Raw genomic sequence first — 13281 nt, 5'->3', positions numbered from 1 at the left:
AGAAGCGAAGCGTTCGCTTTTGTCCTCGGATTTTAACCTTTACTGGTTGTGTACAATAATAAAAATCCGAGGGCGGTGGCGATCGGAAGAACAATCTGCACGCGCAGCGCCCATCAACCGCAAGAAAGCTTCTCATACCACCCTAACTTATCCCCATTAATATCATCGAGCAAAGGATAAGCCCCGTCCCGCACCCCGAAGTATATACCTTGAGGTGGCGGAACATGGATGTTTTCCAGGCTGACAGAGATTCATCGGAACGCAAACGTTCATTTTCCTCCCGTAATGCCTTGGATTGACGAATGAACAACTGTCTGATGTCGGCAAATCCCCGCAGGAAGAGGGTTAGAAAACCGCTTTGCAGAACGTGGAAGATTGCACCGATCACCAAGCCCAGCAACCCCAACAGGAATAGCAGATTTGCAGTAGCCATGTTTTCACGACCATACAAGAGATGGGGGATGGCGTACAGAAATCCTAAAGTACCGACAATCAGGGCAGTGAGTCCGAAACGTAAAATCATTATTTTTCGACCCGCTTCGCAAAGCGCAGGTCTGGGTTCGAACGAGCATCAAATACGATACCTTGAATCTTAGGACTGATTAATGCCGTGTCCGCAGAGAACTGGATCGGAATAATCGGCAGATCTTCCATCAATACGTCTTCTGCCTGATGGAGCTGTTCAAAGCGTTTTGCCGGATCAAGCTCAAAGGTTGAGGATTCGATCAGTTTGTCATACTCCGGGTTGCTCCAGTTGGTAAAGTTGTTCGAATTTTTGGAAGTGTAATGCCCCAATACGCCAAGTGGATCCAGGAAGTTTCCTTCCCAGCCCATACGGGCGATCTGGAAGTTCTTCTGTTTAAAGGTATCAATGTACGTTTTCCATTCCTGATTCTCCAGTGTCACTGCAACGCCCAGGTTCGTTTTCAGCATTTCCTGAATCGCTTCAGCTACTTTTTTATGCTTGTCCGAAGTGTTGTATTTGAAGGTAATCGGTGGCAGCTTGGTCAAACCTTCTTCTTTCAGACCTTCGGCCAGCAATTGTTTCGCTTTTGCAGCGTCAAACTCATAGTATTTTTTCGGTGCTTCATCACGGAAGTCTTTGCCGGATGGCGTTGTTGTTCCGTATGGAACATAACCGTAAGCCGGAGTTTCGCCACCTTTGGTTACGCTGGTAGCCAGTGCTTCGCGGTCAATCGCGTAGGCGATGGCCTGTCTGATTTTTTTATTGTCAAACGGCTTTTGTTTTACGTTAAAAGAATAGGTGTACACACTGAAAGATGGATGCGACAGGAATTCCTTGTTGCTCTTTTCCTGATCCAGTGTATCCACGGGAAGGCTCAAAATCAGATCCAGATCGCCCGTTTTATACATTTGATAATAAGTTGTGGAGTCTTGAACCATTTTAAAATTAATCGTTGCCATCGTAATAGCATCTTTGTTCCAGAATTGATCGTTTTTAGCCAGCGTAATTTGCTCGTTATGTTTCCATTCCTTGGCTACATACGCACCGTTGCCGACCATTGTGCCCGCTTCAGCTGCCCATTTGTCATTTTTCTCAACAACCGATTGGTTTACTGGCAGATAGGCATGACCCACTGCGATCGTTGGGAAGAAGCTCAGCGGTGATTTCAGCTCAACTACAAGAGTTTTATCATCTTTGGCTGTAACACCCACGTCTTCAATTTTACCTTTGCCTGTGTTGTACGCTTCGGCACCTTTGATGTAGTAGAGGGCAGAAGGATCGTAGGCAGCTGTTTTTGGATTCAGTACCCGTTTCCAGGAGTATTCAAAATCCTTAGCTGTCAGTGGGTCACCATTTGACCATTTTGCACCGTCACGGATCGTAAAGGTGTAGGTTTTGCCGTCAGGAGATACGTCTACTTTGCTGGCAGCGCCTTCTACGATTTTACCGGCCTTATCGTATGTATACAGCCCTTCGTACAAGTTATCAATCACAAAGTAGGACGTTGTATCTGATGCGAAAGCAGGGTCTAGCGTATAAGGCTCGCCACCTGCCAGGTTGGCAGTAATTTCTTGCGGGATATCTGCTTGAGGCGCAGCGGACGGGTCGTTGCTTGCTGTTTTGTCCGCAGTGCCAGAGCATCCAGCCAAAGCCGTTACGACCAAAAGTAAGATGATCGTCATCCAATGCATTTTTTTCATCGTGGTTTTCCTCCATTACTGTGATTAGTTATGCTAAAAATAAGGTACACCGTACCGGGATTTATTCATCCTCCTTTCCCGCAGGTATGCCGCGTGTGCGCACTTCGATAAAGGAACTGCCGTTTTTCCTGTGGTTAGGCGAGAAGCTGCGGATCATGGTGACACCCCTCCTTGTCCAATTTCGATCTCTATATTGTTAATGTTGTGAGCGCGGGTCAAGTGCATCCTGAAGCCCGTCTCCAAGTGTATTGAACGCCAGCATGGTGAGCGATATCATCAGCCCGGGGAAGAATAGGCGCCACCATTGACCGCTTAAAATAACGCCAAGTGAATCGTTAGCCATCGTCCCCCAGCTGGCCGAAGGAGACTGAATCCCCAGACCGAGAAAGCTCAGAAACGATTCGGCAAAAATAGCCGATGGAATAGTGAACGTCAAATTTACAATAATGATTGCCGCTGCGTTCGGTAGCAAATGTCTGAAGATAATACGTGAATGAGATGTCCCCAAGCTGCGGGCTGCTAACACATATTCTTGCTGCTTCAGCTGTAAGATTTGCCCACGCACTACACGGGCCATACCGACCCAGCCAGTAATGGATAATGCAATAATCATTGTGAGCAGTCCCGGCTTCATAATGACGAGCAGCAGAATGATGACCAGCAGATAAGGAATGCTATACAAAATTTCAATAATACGCATGAGAATGCTGTCGATCCTGTCGCCCGTTTTGCCGTGCCCGGCACAATAGCCAGCAATGCAGCCGACGAGAATACCAAGTACCAAATCAATGGCGGCAGCGGCAAAGCCGATCATGAGTGAAATTCTAGCTCCGGCCCATGTCCGTGCCCATACGTCCCTCCCCAGATCATCCGTGCCAAACCAGTGCTCTCCCGAAGGAGAAAGATTCGTCTTCAAAAGGGATTGATCACTGGGTGCATAGGGAACCATGGAAGGTCCAATAATCGCCAGCACAATAATCATGATTAGTAGGGAAAGCCCCAACAGAGCAAGCTTGTTGTTAAAAAGTCTGCGTAGCCGATCCCGCCAGGGTGATTCTTTGGGTCTGGTCAATTTGGAGGTGGGGATCTGGCTACGGTCTACAAGACTGAACAGGCTGTCCTTTTCGACAGTAGGTGCTGCTTTCATGTTAATCTCCTTTGCTGTCTAATTTGATTCGCGGATCGACAAGGCGATAGGATATATCAATTAAAAATAAAGTAACGACCAGAATAGCACTGTAGAAAATGGTCGTCCCCATAATCACTGGATAATCCCGATTAAAGATACTATCTACGAAGTATTTACCGATGCCGGGAATGGCGAATATTTTTTCGACGACAAAGGTACCTGTAATGACGGAAGCGAATAGCGGTCCGATAAAGGAAAGCACCGGAATCAACGCATTGCGTAATCCGTGACGAAGGACTACTGCCCAAGAGGACAACCCTTTCGCTTTGGCAGTGCGTATGTACTCCTCATGCATGACCTCCAGCATACTCGTCCGCATAAAGCGGGCGATAACGGCAAGCGGTGAAACAGCGAGAGCCAGCGACGGAAGTACCGTATGCTGCCAGGTTCCCCATGAGGCGACCGGAAGCAGGTGCCATTGGACGGCAACATACTTGATTAACAGCGGTGCCAATATGAAGCTGGGTACGGAAATACCAACAATCGCGATAAACATCGAGATATAATCCAGTGGTCGATTATGGTGTAGAGCAGCCAGTGTTCCGAGCGAAATACCGGCAATAATCGCGACCACGATGGATTGAATACCCAGCAATGCAGAAGGTGGAAAACCTCGGGCAATGAGCATATTGACGTCCGTCGTTTTCGATTGAATAGACGGGCCCATGTCCAGCACTAGCAGATTTTTGAGATACAACACATACTGCACAGCGAGCGGCTTGTCCAGATTGTATCTGGCACGCATATTTTGCAATACCGCTTCCGGAATGGTTTTGGAATCGTTCGAGAACGGATCACCCGGAATGATGTGCATGATGATAAACGTTAAAGTGACGATAATCCACAACGTAATGAACATCGTAAAGAGACGTTTTAAAATGTACATGGGGTTTTATTTCTCCTGTCTATCAAGCTGATTTACATACTACGGCTGCTGAAATTTTAAAATAAATAAAAGTATATAAGAATACTAGGAAATGATAAGACGGTTTAGGTGACATGTCAAGGTAAGGTTTTACATTATAGAACACAGGTCAAATTTTCGTCACAGGTTTTCCATTTATATAAGGCTAAGATTCCGCTTATTCCTCTCGACGAGTATCCTGCGGTATGTTATGATGATACTCTGATAACGTGTTAACGAACTAAAGCGTTTGCCACCTGTTCTTGGATACGGGGGTCACCATTGTTGGAGGGGAATAAGATGAGAAAAGCAGCCATGTTTACGATGTTAATTGGATTGATGATGATCGTGTTGGCCGGATGTTCCGGCGGTAAGGATAACAGTAAATTGATTATTGGAATTGATGATAAATTCGCCCCGATGGGCTTTAGAGATGAAAATAACGAGCTGACCGGCTTTGATATTGATTATGCAAAAGCGGCCGGGGAACAAATGGGTAAACAGGTGGAATTTCAGCCGATTGACTGGTCTGCCAAAGAATCCGAGCTGAACAGCGGACGTATTGATCTCATTTGGAATGGATACACCATTACGGATGAGCGTAAGGAAAAAGTGCTGTTCACAAAGCCATATCTGAAAAACAGTCAGGTGATTGTCATTCCGGCTACTTCCAGTCTATCCAAGCTGGCTGATCTGACGGGCAAAACGGTCGGACTCCAGACGCTGTCTTCAGCAGCCGATGCATTGGATGCAAATCCGATCAAAAGTAAATTGAAGCAAGTGTCCGAGTTCCCGGATAATGTTCTGGCTTTGACGGACTTGAAAACCGGACGTCTGGATGCGGTTGTCATTGATGAGGTCGTAGCCAAGTATTATATGTCGAAGGAACAAGGGACGTATAAGCTGCTTGATGAATCATTGGCCCCTGAGGAATACGGCATCGGTGTGAAAAAAGGAAATGAAGAGTTGTTGATGCAGCTGCAATCTGCTTTGGATGAGCTGCACAAGAACGGAAAAGCTGCTGAAATTTCGAAAAAGTGGTTTGGTGAAGATAAAGTATTAAATTAATACGTAGTGTATTGAACTAAGGGTTTAGGAGTCGAAGGTCATGAGTATGGAATATATTTTGCGAATTATGAAGCCTATGCTTGAAGGGGCACAGATGACGGTTATTTTATTTTTCATCACGCTCATCTTGTCTATTCCATTGGGTTTTATCGTTACGTTGCTGGCCAAAAGCCGGATTAAGCCAATCGCCTGGCTGATGCATACGTACATTTATGTTATACGCGGTACGCCGCTATTGCTGCAATTATTGTTCTTTTGTTTTGGTCTGCCGATGTTGCCTGTCATTGGGGAGTATCTGGTCTTGGACCGGACAACGGCTGCGGTACTGGCATTTGTACTGAATTATGCGGCTTATTTTGCAGAAATTTTTAGAGGCGGAATGTTGTCGATTGATAAAGGGCAATACGAGGCTTCGCAAGTGCTGGGCTTGAGCAAGTCGCAGACGCTGATTAGAGTCATTGTGCCGCAAATGGTACGGATCGCTTTGCCTGCGGTAACCAATGAAGCGACAACACTGGTAAAAGATACGGCACTACTGTATGCAGTAGCGGTACCGGAACTGCTGCATTTTGCCAATACGGCTGTAAACCGTGATTTCTCGATTGTACCTTATGTTGTAGCGGCGGTTATTTATTTGTTGTTAGCTTTGGTGCTGACGCTATTCTTCAGGGCGCTGGAAAAACGTTTTAAATTCGAGTAAAAGGAATGTCGGGATATGAATACTAATGCAATAGAAGTAACCGATTTGAAAAAATCGTTCGGCAAGCTCGACGTTCTGAAAAGAGTGAGCTTTAACGTTAAAGCGGGCGAGGTTGTAGCCGTCATAGGTCCTTCAGGTTCAGGAAAAAGTACCATGCTCCGTAGTTTGGTACACCTGGAAGATGTGACGGGCGGGACGATCCGCATTCATGATAAAGCACTGGTGGAAAACGGTCAGTACGCTCCGGCAGGTGACATTAAAGGCATTACCACCGGTATGGGCATGGTGTTCCAGCATTTTAATCTGTTCCCTCACTTGACGGTGCAGGATAATCTGGAGCTGGCTCCGAAGCTGGTGAAGAAGGTGAGCAAGGCTGAGCTACGTCGCCAAAGCGCTGAGTTGCTGGCTAAAGTTGGATTAGCAGATAAAGCAGATGCGTATCCATCCCGACTGTCGGGAGGACAGAAGCAGCGCGTGGCGATTGCCCGGGCAATGATGATGAACCCTGATATTTTACTGTTTGATGAGCCGACCTCGGCCCTTGATCCCGAGCTGACGGGTGAGGTGCTGCGAGTTATCAAAAAGCTGGCTGAGGAACATATGACGATGGTCATCGTGACCCACGAGATGAACTTTGCGAGAGATGTGGCGGATCGTGTTATTTTTATGGATAATGGCGAAATTGCAGAATCCGGTACACCAGAGCAGATTTTTGGCAATCCTCAGCTGGAACGGACGAAGGTGTTTTTGAATCGGGTGGGGGATTAAAAATATAGTTGCTTGTTAGAGTGTGTGTCCGTGAGCAATATGTTTTTAAGCAGGAAGTATGAGGGAAGAATAAAAGCAAGGGAGATGGCAAACGCCATCTCCTTTTTGTAGTTATAGAGTATGCGAACTGTGTAACCACATTTGGGCAATATGTAGATTGAGGTTCGTATACAGATTATTATTTTTAATCTTTACATACCTACCGAAGGTATGTAGAATGAAAGATACCTACCGAAGGTAGGTTTTAAATGATGAGAGGATGAGTCGACCATGAATAAAACTCGCAACGAAATCATCTTTACGCTAATCATCAATCTTGTATTGCCTTATTTGGCTTATCGCCTGCTAATTCCGTATACGAGCAGTGTGGTGGCTCTGTCTTTCGCTGCTCTTGTACCACTATGCGACTCACTCTACAATCTTATACGGACGCGCAAAGCAGATGTGTTCTCTGGCTTTATCTTTCTTGGTCTGATTCTGGGCGTGGTGGCCGTTCTCTTGGGCGGTGACGAACGCTTCATTTTGCTACGGGAGTCTTATGTAACCGGTATTATGGGGTTGGTGTTTCTAGGCTCGCTGCTCTTTGGTCGACCATTAATTTATTATTTTGCGGAAAGATTCACAGGTCATAATCCTCAGATAAACGATAAATGGGAGAAGCTTCCACGCTATCGCTTTAACTTCCGCCTGATAACGGCGGTGTGGGGACTCAGCCTGCTGCTGGAAGCCTTCATCAAAGTAGTGCTGGTATATTCGCTGACCATACCGATCTTTCTGGTCGTATCGCCGTTCTTCACCTACGGGCTTATTGGTTTGACGATCTGGTGGAATATAGGTTTCATTAAACGAATAAAAAGACAGACAAACGGGAGGTAAAAGATTATGCAAGATAAAGCGATGAACGACAGTCTAAAAAAGCTGCTTGAGATTGCCGAAAAGATGATTATGGAGAAAGGCTGTCGGGCGACGACACTACAGGATATTGCGGATCGCAGCGGACTGACTAAAGGAGCCATTTACCATTATGTCAAAAGCAAAGATGAATTGTTCGGTATGATTCTGGAGGCGGGAATGGAGAAAACCAATCAGCGCTTTTTTGAATCTGTCGCCCGGACTCCCGCAGGACCAGAAGGAATCAAATCCCCGCTTAACACCTTAACTGATCGGCTTCGTAACATCGGTAGTGGGGACAGCGCTGCCAGCCTGATTTTTATTTATCTACTCAGCCAACAGGATAAGCCCGCCGTGGCTGGCATTCTGAAACGTTATCATGAAGCATCTATCCTCACTGCCAAAACGTGGATCGAAGTCGGACAGCAGAATGGAGCTATCCCTGTTTCAATCGATGCGGACAGGACAGCTCGGATGTTCACCGTGTTCAAGAACGGACTGCAAGTTCAGCATAACATAGTGACCGATGGCGATAAAATCAACGAACTGGAAATTTACGAGTTCTTGATGAATGCGCTGGGCGCAGGAAGAGGCTAGGCAGCCCCTCCATTCGTCTGAAATTCTCTTAAAGTATTCCATTCGTTCAGCTATCCCTGGATTTTACCTTTAAGTTTATATTCTACTGAGGAGAAATCTAGGGATAACAGCGATCGGAAGAACAATCTGCATGCGTAGCGGGCTCACCACCATAACTCCTCCATTATCTATCTATTAGGATCAACAATTCCTTTGTCCTCGCTAAATACTTCAATCATCGTTAATGCCCCCGCCCGGTACCCGTGAATGAATGCTGCTGGTAATTTGCTTTTCAACATCTCCATGAGATCACTAATTTTTTGATTCACTTTTTGAGATTCAGGGTCGGTTGAATTTATCTGTTCACTAGGACGCCATTCCCCATAATACATATCCTCTAAAATCATTTTTTATCAAACCTCCTATGAAAAGTTAAGTGTTTGTCCTCACGTGAATCGAGATTTCCCATTATGCACTGCTAATCACCCAAGCACATTTTACTGTATGTGATGGATGCATATTGATATTTATGCGTTATTTGCATAAATTTTTTTTAGTATATAAGCTGAGTTAAAAATGTACATGAGATGCCACTAGGCTGTCGGGTGGTGCTTCCCATCGCTGAAATACTGGAATTATTTTATAAAATTCAAAGAGAGCTAAACATAATAGAGTTAAAGCTTTAATTTGCTAGGTTTATATGCAAACGCTATTATTCTATAATTTCACTCAGAAAGGAGGTTAAAGTAAAAAAATACGGAATATGGAACGTATAGGTGATATACTGCAAAGAGAATCAACCAACAAGCAAGTGTATGGGACAAATACAAAATTTTAGGAGGTAGAGTATGTTTAATTTTAGTAAGAAAATGATGACGGTAGTTCTTGCAGCTTCCATGAGTTTTGGATTATTTGCAACAACCTCAAGTGCAGCGACAGACTATTGGCAAAATTGGACCGATGGTGGTGGGACGGTCAATGCTGTTAATGGATCAGGCGGTAATTACAGCGTAACATGGAAGGATACCGGGAATTTTGTTGTCGGCAAAGGCTGGACTACTGGATCGCCAAACAGAACGATCAACTACAATGCCGGTGTCTGGGCGCCGTCCGGTAATGGATATTTGGCTCTCTACGGGTGGACGAGAAACTCACTCATCGAATATTACGTCGTTGATAGCTGGGGTACTTATCGACCTACCGGTACGTATAAAGGTACGGTGACCAGTGATGGGGGCACATATGATATCTACACAACAATGCGATACGACGCACCTTCCATTGAAGGCGAAAAAACGACGTTTATTCAGTACTGGAGTGTTCGACAGTCGAAGAGACCGACCGGGGGCAACTCCACAATCACTTTCAGCAACCACGTGAAAGCATGGGCGAGCAAAGGAATGAATCTGGGAAGTAACTGGTCTTACCAGGTGTTGGCGACAGAGGGGTATCAGAGTAGCGGGAGCTCTAACGTAACGGTGTGGTAACCACTCAACTGCAAGCTGTTCAACGAACAGGCGCGGTTGGGACTGTCTCACGGGATAAGCGGGTTTTGAGAGCTGTCTGATAGATAGGGTTTAAATGAATCGATCATGGAGGACTCACCGAGCCCTAAGTATTGTAGACAGGCCGATGACCGTTCCCCTCCAGTCTATCCGTCAGTGCGGATGCGTTGAAGGCCGTTTCCTGCCAGGCGAACGGCCTTCGACGCTGCTGGAGGCGAGTTGCAAGGCCATCACGGCCTACTATTTTTCCTATCAGCTTAAAGGAGATCTATCCATGAGAAAGCTATTAATGTTTATTTTAATAGCAACAATAAGAATGATAACGATAATATAAAATGGACAGTAACGATTAATGAGGGAGCTAACGGTTACCGATTGCCTACAGAAGTGGAGTGGGAATATGCTGCAGGCGGAGGTCAGGCGAGCAAGGGCTACACATACAGTGGAAGCAATAATGCCGACGAGGTCGCATGGTATTGGAAAAACGCCGGAGACAAATACTTATCTGGAGACTGGAACTGGCCTATCATAGAGAGCAACTATAATAAAACAAAATCGATCGGTACCCGGAAACCCAACGAGTTAGGAATTTACGATATGTCCGGCAACGTCAGCAACAACGAGATATCTTTCCGAGGTAAGTTCGATGCGAATGGCTTTGGTCCCGATCAAGGGTTTCGTATAGCTCGTAGAGAATAGTCGGAACAAGGCACAACAAATGAAGGTTAAACTAACGGGCAGTTTAGGTTAATACAGTTCTACCCCACCGAGAAGACAGGGTCGGGGAGTGTCCTTATCCTGCCTTCTTGCATGTTATATGTTTTCTACTGTACTAAATTATCCAAATCCGGCTGCAATTTGGTCCGCAGAACATACAGCATGATGGCACCAAAAAGGAACGCGACGGCATCCGAAATGACAAGCGACCAGACCACCCCGTGGAATCCGTTCATTCGATTAGCAATATACAACACAGGAATCAGAGTAACTCCTTGAATAACTGACATAATAAACGCGGCGGTTCCTTGCGCTGTTGCTTGAAAGATACCGGTAAACAGCGAGGTCATTCCTGTAATGAACAAGGATAAGAACGTCACATGTAGAATGTAGCTACCCATTTCAATTAATTGCGGGTCACTCGTAAATAAACCAATTAAGTGGTCGGAAATCAGATAGACGATAACACCAAACACGATTGCTAACGCCACAATAGCTTTGATTGTAAATCCAATGGTATGCTTCATGCGTAATTTATTCGCTGTAAAAGAGAAGGCAATCAACGGCACAACTCCCTCGCATAAGCCCATCAGAATAAACTCAGGAAATTGCAATAGGCGTGATGAAATTCCGTAAGCCGCTACGGCCTGATCCCCATAATCGACAAGAAAATGGTTAAAGATGAGCGACATTGCACCCAAGAAGATACTCATAACAAAGACGGGAACTCCGATTTTGAATATATTGCTCAGAATATCCGTGGTAGCCTTAAACCATTTAACGGAGACAGTTAAGAATTGGCTCTTATATCCCATATGGAAGGCGTAGAATGCACTCGCAACCAAGTTAGAGATGACCGTAGCAGACGCAACGCCGATCACGCCCCAATGGAAGACGAAGATGACTAGCGCGTCGAGAATAATATTCACGACAACACTGAGAATCATACCGATCATCGACGTGATTGCTGCACCCTCGGAGCGCACGATATTCTCCAGAGTGAAGAATAATACGACGAATGGTGAACCAATAAGCATAATCGTGACATAGTCCTTCGTGAATCCGAAGGAGTCAGTTGTTGCCCCGAGGCCATGAACGATTGGATCAATCAACGGGAGACCGACCGCCATCATGATAAGACCGAGAACTAAACTGCTGTAAAAGGCGAATGAAGACACATGCTTCACATCGTCATATTTTTTCTCTCCCAGCAAACGAGAGATGAATGTGCCGCTACCCATGCCTATCAAGTTGCCTAGCGCCATAATGATCGCGAATAACGGCAAGGTTAGTGCGAGTGCGGTTAACATGGTAGTATTGCCCAGTGTACCAAGGAAATAGGCATTTAAGATGGAATAGATGACATTCATTGACGTACCTAGCATCATCGGTACAGCGAAGTGAGCTACGGCTTTTGCGACCGGTGCTTTTTCAAAGTAATGGAGGTTTTCTGCATCCATGCGAGTCACTACTTTCTTTATTTATTTTGTCCTTCAGTCTAACACTGTTAGGTTGTGCCTTACAGTGTTAGATGATATCATGAACCTATGAACCTGTAAAGCATAAACTTACACTGTTAGATAAAAGGGCGGATACCGATGAAAAAAAAGCAGCCTCAAATTTCGGAGGATAAGATTTTGGAAGCCTCGTGGGAGCTTCTTGGAGAGGAGGGTATCGAGAAATTCAGTATGAGACGATTGGCCGACCGGCTAGGGATTCAGGCTCCCTCTTTGTACTGGTACTTCAAGAGCAAGCAGAATCTCTATCAGCGCTTGGCCAACCAGGTATCAAAAATGATTCTGGAGGAGTTTCATTCCGAGGGGGACTGGAAGGAGCAGCTGACGGGGCTTGCGGTAACAATGCGGAGTGTGCTCTACCGATACCCCTGCTCCACGCAGCTCATGATGATGACGCTGCCCCACGAACCGGACATCATCCGGTTTACCAACCGTATGCTGCTCTGCGTGGAGTCGACACCGCTTGAGCAAGAGCAGAAAATGCAAGTGGTTACTACGCTTGTGAACTATGTCTCCTACTTCGTCCTAGACGATTATCAGCATGAGCGTAATGTCTCCGCTATCCTCAAGGATCAGGGAGCACTTCCGGGTGAGGAGATGGTTCACCTTCTGAATTCCATGAGCGAGACAGAAGTGGGACTATTCCGGAGGATGTTCACGAATGGGCTGTTCGAGCTGATGGGGACCGACGAAGCGTTTGAGTTCGGATTGAAGCTGATTCTGTTGGGGATTGGGCAGGTGATAAAGGAGCAGGAAAGTAGTATGTAAAAACCGCCCATCCGGTTATTGGATGGGCGGTTTCAATTAGGTTACGTTTACCCTAAATTGTTAGTACAAGAGTAAGATGCCCAAAAAGTCGTCGCAAGATATCTAACCGCTATTCATGAAAAGCATTTATCGGATGCAGTAGATCTGGTCAAAGATTCACGGTACCTTTAATGAAGAAAAACAAATTCGAAAGTATAAGCAGTACAGTAATAGAACTGATTTTGATAACTTGGTTATTAATTGGTGTAATTTACATGTAGTAATCAGCAGACCTAAATGATATATTATGTATCCGGCCGTAAGATAGGCTGTGATGTAATAGTTAGATGGACTTCAAAAATTCAAAGGATTACCTACGAGGTATTATTTACCAGTAGCATGAATCATCGAAGTATGATATATTATTATTCCGGGCGTTGATATGGCCGGAAATGATTGATCTTTGAAAACTGAACAACGAGTGAGTAAAACGATTTTGTTCGCAAAATCAAACAAGAGATATTTTATCTCGT

At 45.4% G+C, this 13281-nt stretch carries 13 protein-coding genes and 1 pseudogene; 8 read left to right on the top strand and 6 right to left on the bottom strand.

All coding sequences use genetic code 11. From position 1 onward, the window contains the following. Positions 1–142: 142 nt before the first annotated feature. From G9G54_RS20390 to G9G54_RS20375, 4 genes are all read right to left on the bottom strand, one after another. Entirely contained in the window at positions 143–523 is a 381-nt protein-coding gene (locus G9G54_RS20390; RefSeq protein WP_165179394.1) for a DUF3899 domain-containing protein, read from the bottom strand. Further along, complete coding sequence (locus tag G9G54_RS20385; RefSeq protein ID WP_165179393.1) at positions 523–2166, bottom strand: peptide ABC transporter substrate-binding protein; 1644 nt, start codon at positions 2164–2166, stop codon at positions 523–525. The genes G9G54_RS20390 and G9G54_RS20385 overlap by 1 nt, the downstream gene beginning before the upstream one ends. 196 nt (positions 2167–2362) lie before the next feature. Continuing rightward, the gene (locus G9G54_RS20380) at positions 2363–3313 is read right to left on the bottom strand and encodes an ABC transporter permease (protein ID WP_165179392.1); all 951 of its coding nucleotides are present in this window, start codon (positions 3311–3313) and stop codon (positions 2363–2365) included. A gap of 1 nt (position 3314) precedes the next feature. Next, positions 3315–4241, bottom strand: coding sequence for an ABC transporter permease (locus G9G54_RS20375; RefSeq protein WP_165179391.1), 927 nt, complete (start codon positions 4239–4241; stop codon positions 3315–3317). Positions 4242–4559: 318 nt separating this feature from the next. Here G9G54_RS20375 and G9G54_RS20370 point away from each other — a divergent pair, with 318 nt between their 5' ends. From G9G54_RS20370 to G9G54_RS20350, 5 genes are all read left to right on the top strand, one after another. Then, positions 4560–5327, top strand: coding sequence for an amino acid ABC transporter substrate-binding protein (locus tag G9G54_RS20370; protein WP_165179390.1), 768 nt, complete (start codon positions 4560–4562; stop codon positions 5325–5327). Between the two features lie 40 nt (positions 5328–5367). Next, on the top strand, positions 5368–6027 hold the full coding sequence (locus G9G54_RS20365) for an amino acid ABC transporter permease (protein WP_023987212.1): 660 nt from the start codon (positions 5368–5370) through the stop codon (positions 6025–6027). Positions 6028–6042: 15 nt separating this feature from the next. Then, positions 6043–6795, top strand: a complete 753-nt coding sequence (locus G9G54_RS20360) for an amino acid ABC transporter ATP-binding protein (RefSeq protein WP_023987213.1) — start codon at positions 6043–6045, stop codon at positions 6793–6795. A 270-nt stretch (positions 6796–7065) separates the two neighbouring features. Beyond that, the gene (locus G9G54_RS20355; protein WP_165179389.1) at positions 7066–7671 is read left to right on the top strand and encodes a VC0807 family protein; all 606 of its coding nucleotides are present in this window, start codon (positions 7066–7068) and stop codon (positions 7669–7671) included. A gap of 6 nt (positions 7672–7677) precedes the next feature. Then, entirely contained in the window at positions 7678–8283 is a 606-nt protein-coding gene (locus G9G54_RS20350) for a TetR/AcrR family transcriptional regulator (RefSeq protein ID WP_165179388.1), read from the top strand. 167 nt (positions 8284–8450) lie between these two features. Here G9G54_RS20350 and G9G54_RS20345 read toward each other — a convergent pair whose 3' ends face one another. Next, positions 8451–8669 carry a DUF6809 family protein gene (locus G9G54_RS20345; protein ID WP_165179387.1) on the bottom strand — a complete coding sequence of 73 codons (219 nt, stop codon included), beginning with the start codon at positions 8667–8669 and terminating at the stop codon, positions 8451–8453. 441 nt (positions 8670–9110) lie between these two features. Here G9G54_RS20345 and G9G54_RS20340 point away from each other — a divergent pair, with 441 nt between their 5' ends. Beyond that, complete coding sequence (locus G9G54_RS20340; RefSeq protein ID WP_061831741.1) at positions 9111–9749, top strand: glycoside hydrolase family 11 protein; 639 nt, start codon at positions 9111–9113, stop codon at positions 9747–9749. 282 nt (positions 9750–10031) lie between these two features. Continuing rightward, positions 10032–10466: pseudogene (locus G9G54_RS20335) on the top strand (SUMF1/EgtB/PvdO family nonheme iron enzyme); the annotation flags it as partial. Positions 10467–10591: 125 nt separating this feature from the next. On the opposite strand, the gene G9G54_RS20330 reads toward G9G54_RS20335, so the two are convergent. Further along, positions 10592–11944, bottom strand: a complete 1353-nt coding sequence (locus tag G9G54_RS20330; protein ID WP_165179386.1) for an MATE family efflux transporter — start codon at positions 11942–11944, stop codon at positions 10592–10594. Between the two features lie 138 nt (positions 11945–12082). On the opposite strand from G9G54_RS20330, the gene G9G54_RS20325 reads away from it, so the two are divergent. Continuing rightward, entirely contained in the window at positions 12083–12769 is a 687-nt protein-coding gene (locus G9G54_RS20325; RefSeq protein ID WP_165179385.1) for a TetR/AcrR family transcriptional regulator, read from the top strand. Positions 12770–13281: the final 512 nt, after the last annotated feature.

The organism is Paenibacillus sp. EKM212P (assembly GCF_011066115.1).
In the GTDB taxonomy this organism is placed as follows: Bacteria; Bacillota; Bacilli; order Paenibacillales; family Paenibacillaceae; genus Paenibacillus; species Paenibacillus polymyxa_B.
Note: the sequence above shows the minus strand (reverse complement) of the source record. Positions and strands in the feature narration are given on the sequence as shown.

Bases quoted from the DNA above. Each gene is read 5' to 3' on its own strand.
- G9G54_RS20390 (WP_165179394.1), bottom strand. From the start codon at position 523: ATGATTTTACGTTTCGGACTCACTGCCCTGATTGTCGGTACTTTAGGA.
- G9G54_RS20385 (WP_165179393.1), bottom strand. From the start codon at position 2,166: ATGAAAAAAATGCATTGGATGACGATCATCTTACTTTTGGTCGTAACG.
- G9G54_RS20380 (WP_165179392.1), bottom strand. From the start codon at position 3,313: ATGAAAGCAGCACCTACTGTCGAAAAGGACAGCCTGTTCAGTCTTGTA.
- G9G54_RS20375 (WP_165179391.1), bottom strand. From the start codon at position 4,241: ATGTACATTTTAAAACGTCTCTTTACGATGTTCATTACGTTGTGGATT.
- G9G54_RS20370 (WP_165179390.1), top strand. From the start codon at position 4,560: ATGAGAAAAGCAGCCATGTTTACGATGTTAATTGGATTGATGATGATC.
- G9G54_RS20365 (WP_023987212.1), top strand. From the start codon at position 5,368: ATGAGTATGGAATATATTTTGCGAATTATGAAGCCTATGCTTGAAGGG.
- G9G54_RS20360 (WP_023987213.1), top strand. From the start codon at position 6,043: ATGAATACTAATGCAATAGAAGTAACCGATTTGAAAAAATCGTTCGGC.
- G9G54_RS20355 (WP_165179389.1), top strand. From the start codon at position 7,066: ATGAATAAAACTCGCAACGAAATCATCTTTACGCTAATCATCAATCTT.
- G9G54_RS20350 (WP_165179388.1), top strand. From the start codon at position 7,678: ATGCAAGATAAAGCGATGAACGACAGTCTAAAAAAGCTGCTTGAGATT.
- G9G54_RS20345 (WP_165179387.1), bottom strand. From the start codon at position 8,669: ATGATTTTAGAGGATATGTATTATGGGGAATGGCGTCCTAGTGAACAG.
- G9G54_RS20340 (WP_061831741.1), top strand. From the start codon at position 9,111: ATGTTTAATTTTAGTAAGAAAATGATGACGGTAGTTCTTGCAGCTTCC.
- G9G54_RS20330 (WP_165179386.1), bottom strand. From the start codon at position 11,944: ATGGATGCAGAAAACCTCCATTACTTTGAAAAAGCACCGGTCGCAAAA.
- G9G54_RS20325 (WP_165179385.1), top strand. From the start codon at position 12,083: ATGAAAAAAAAGCAGCCTCAAATTTCGGAGGATAAGATTTTGGAAGCC.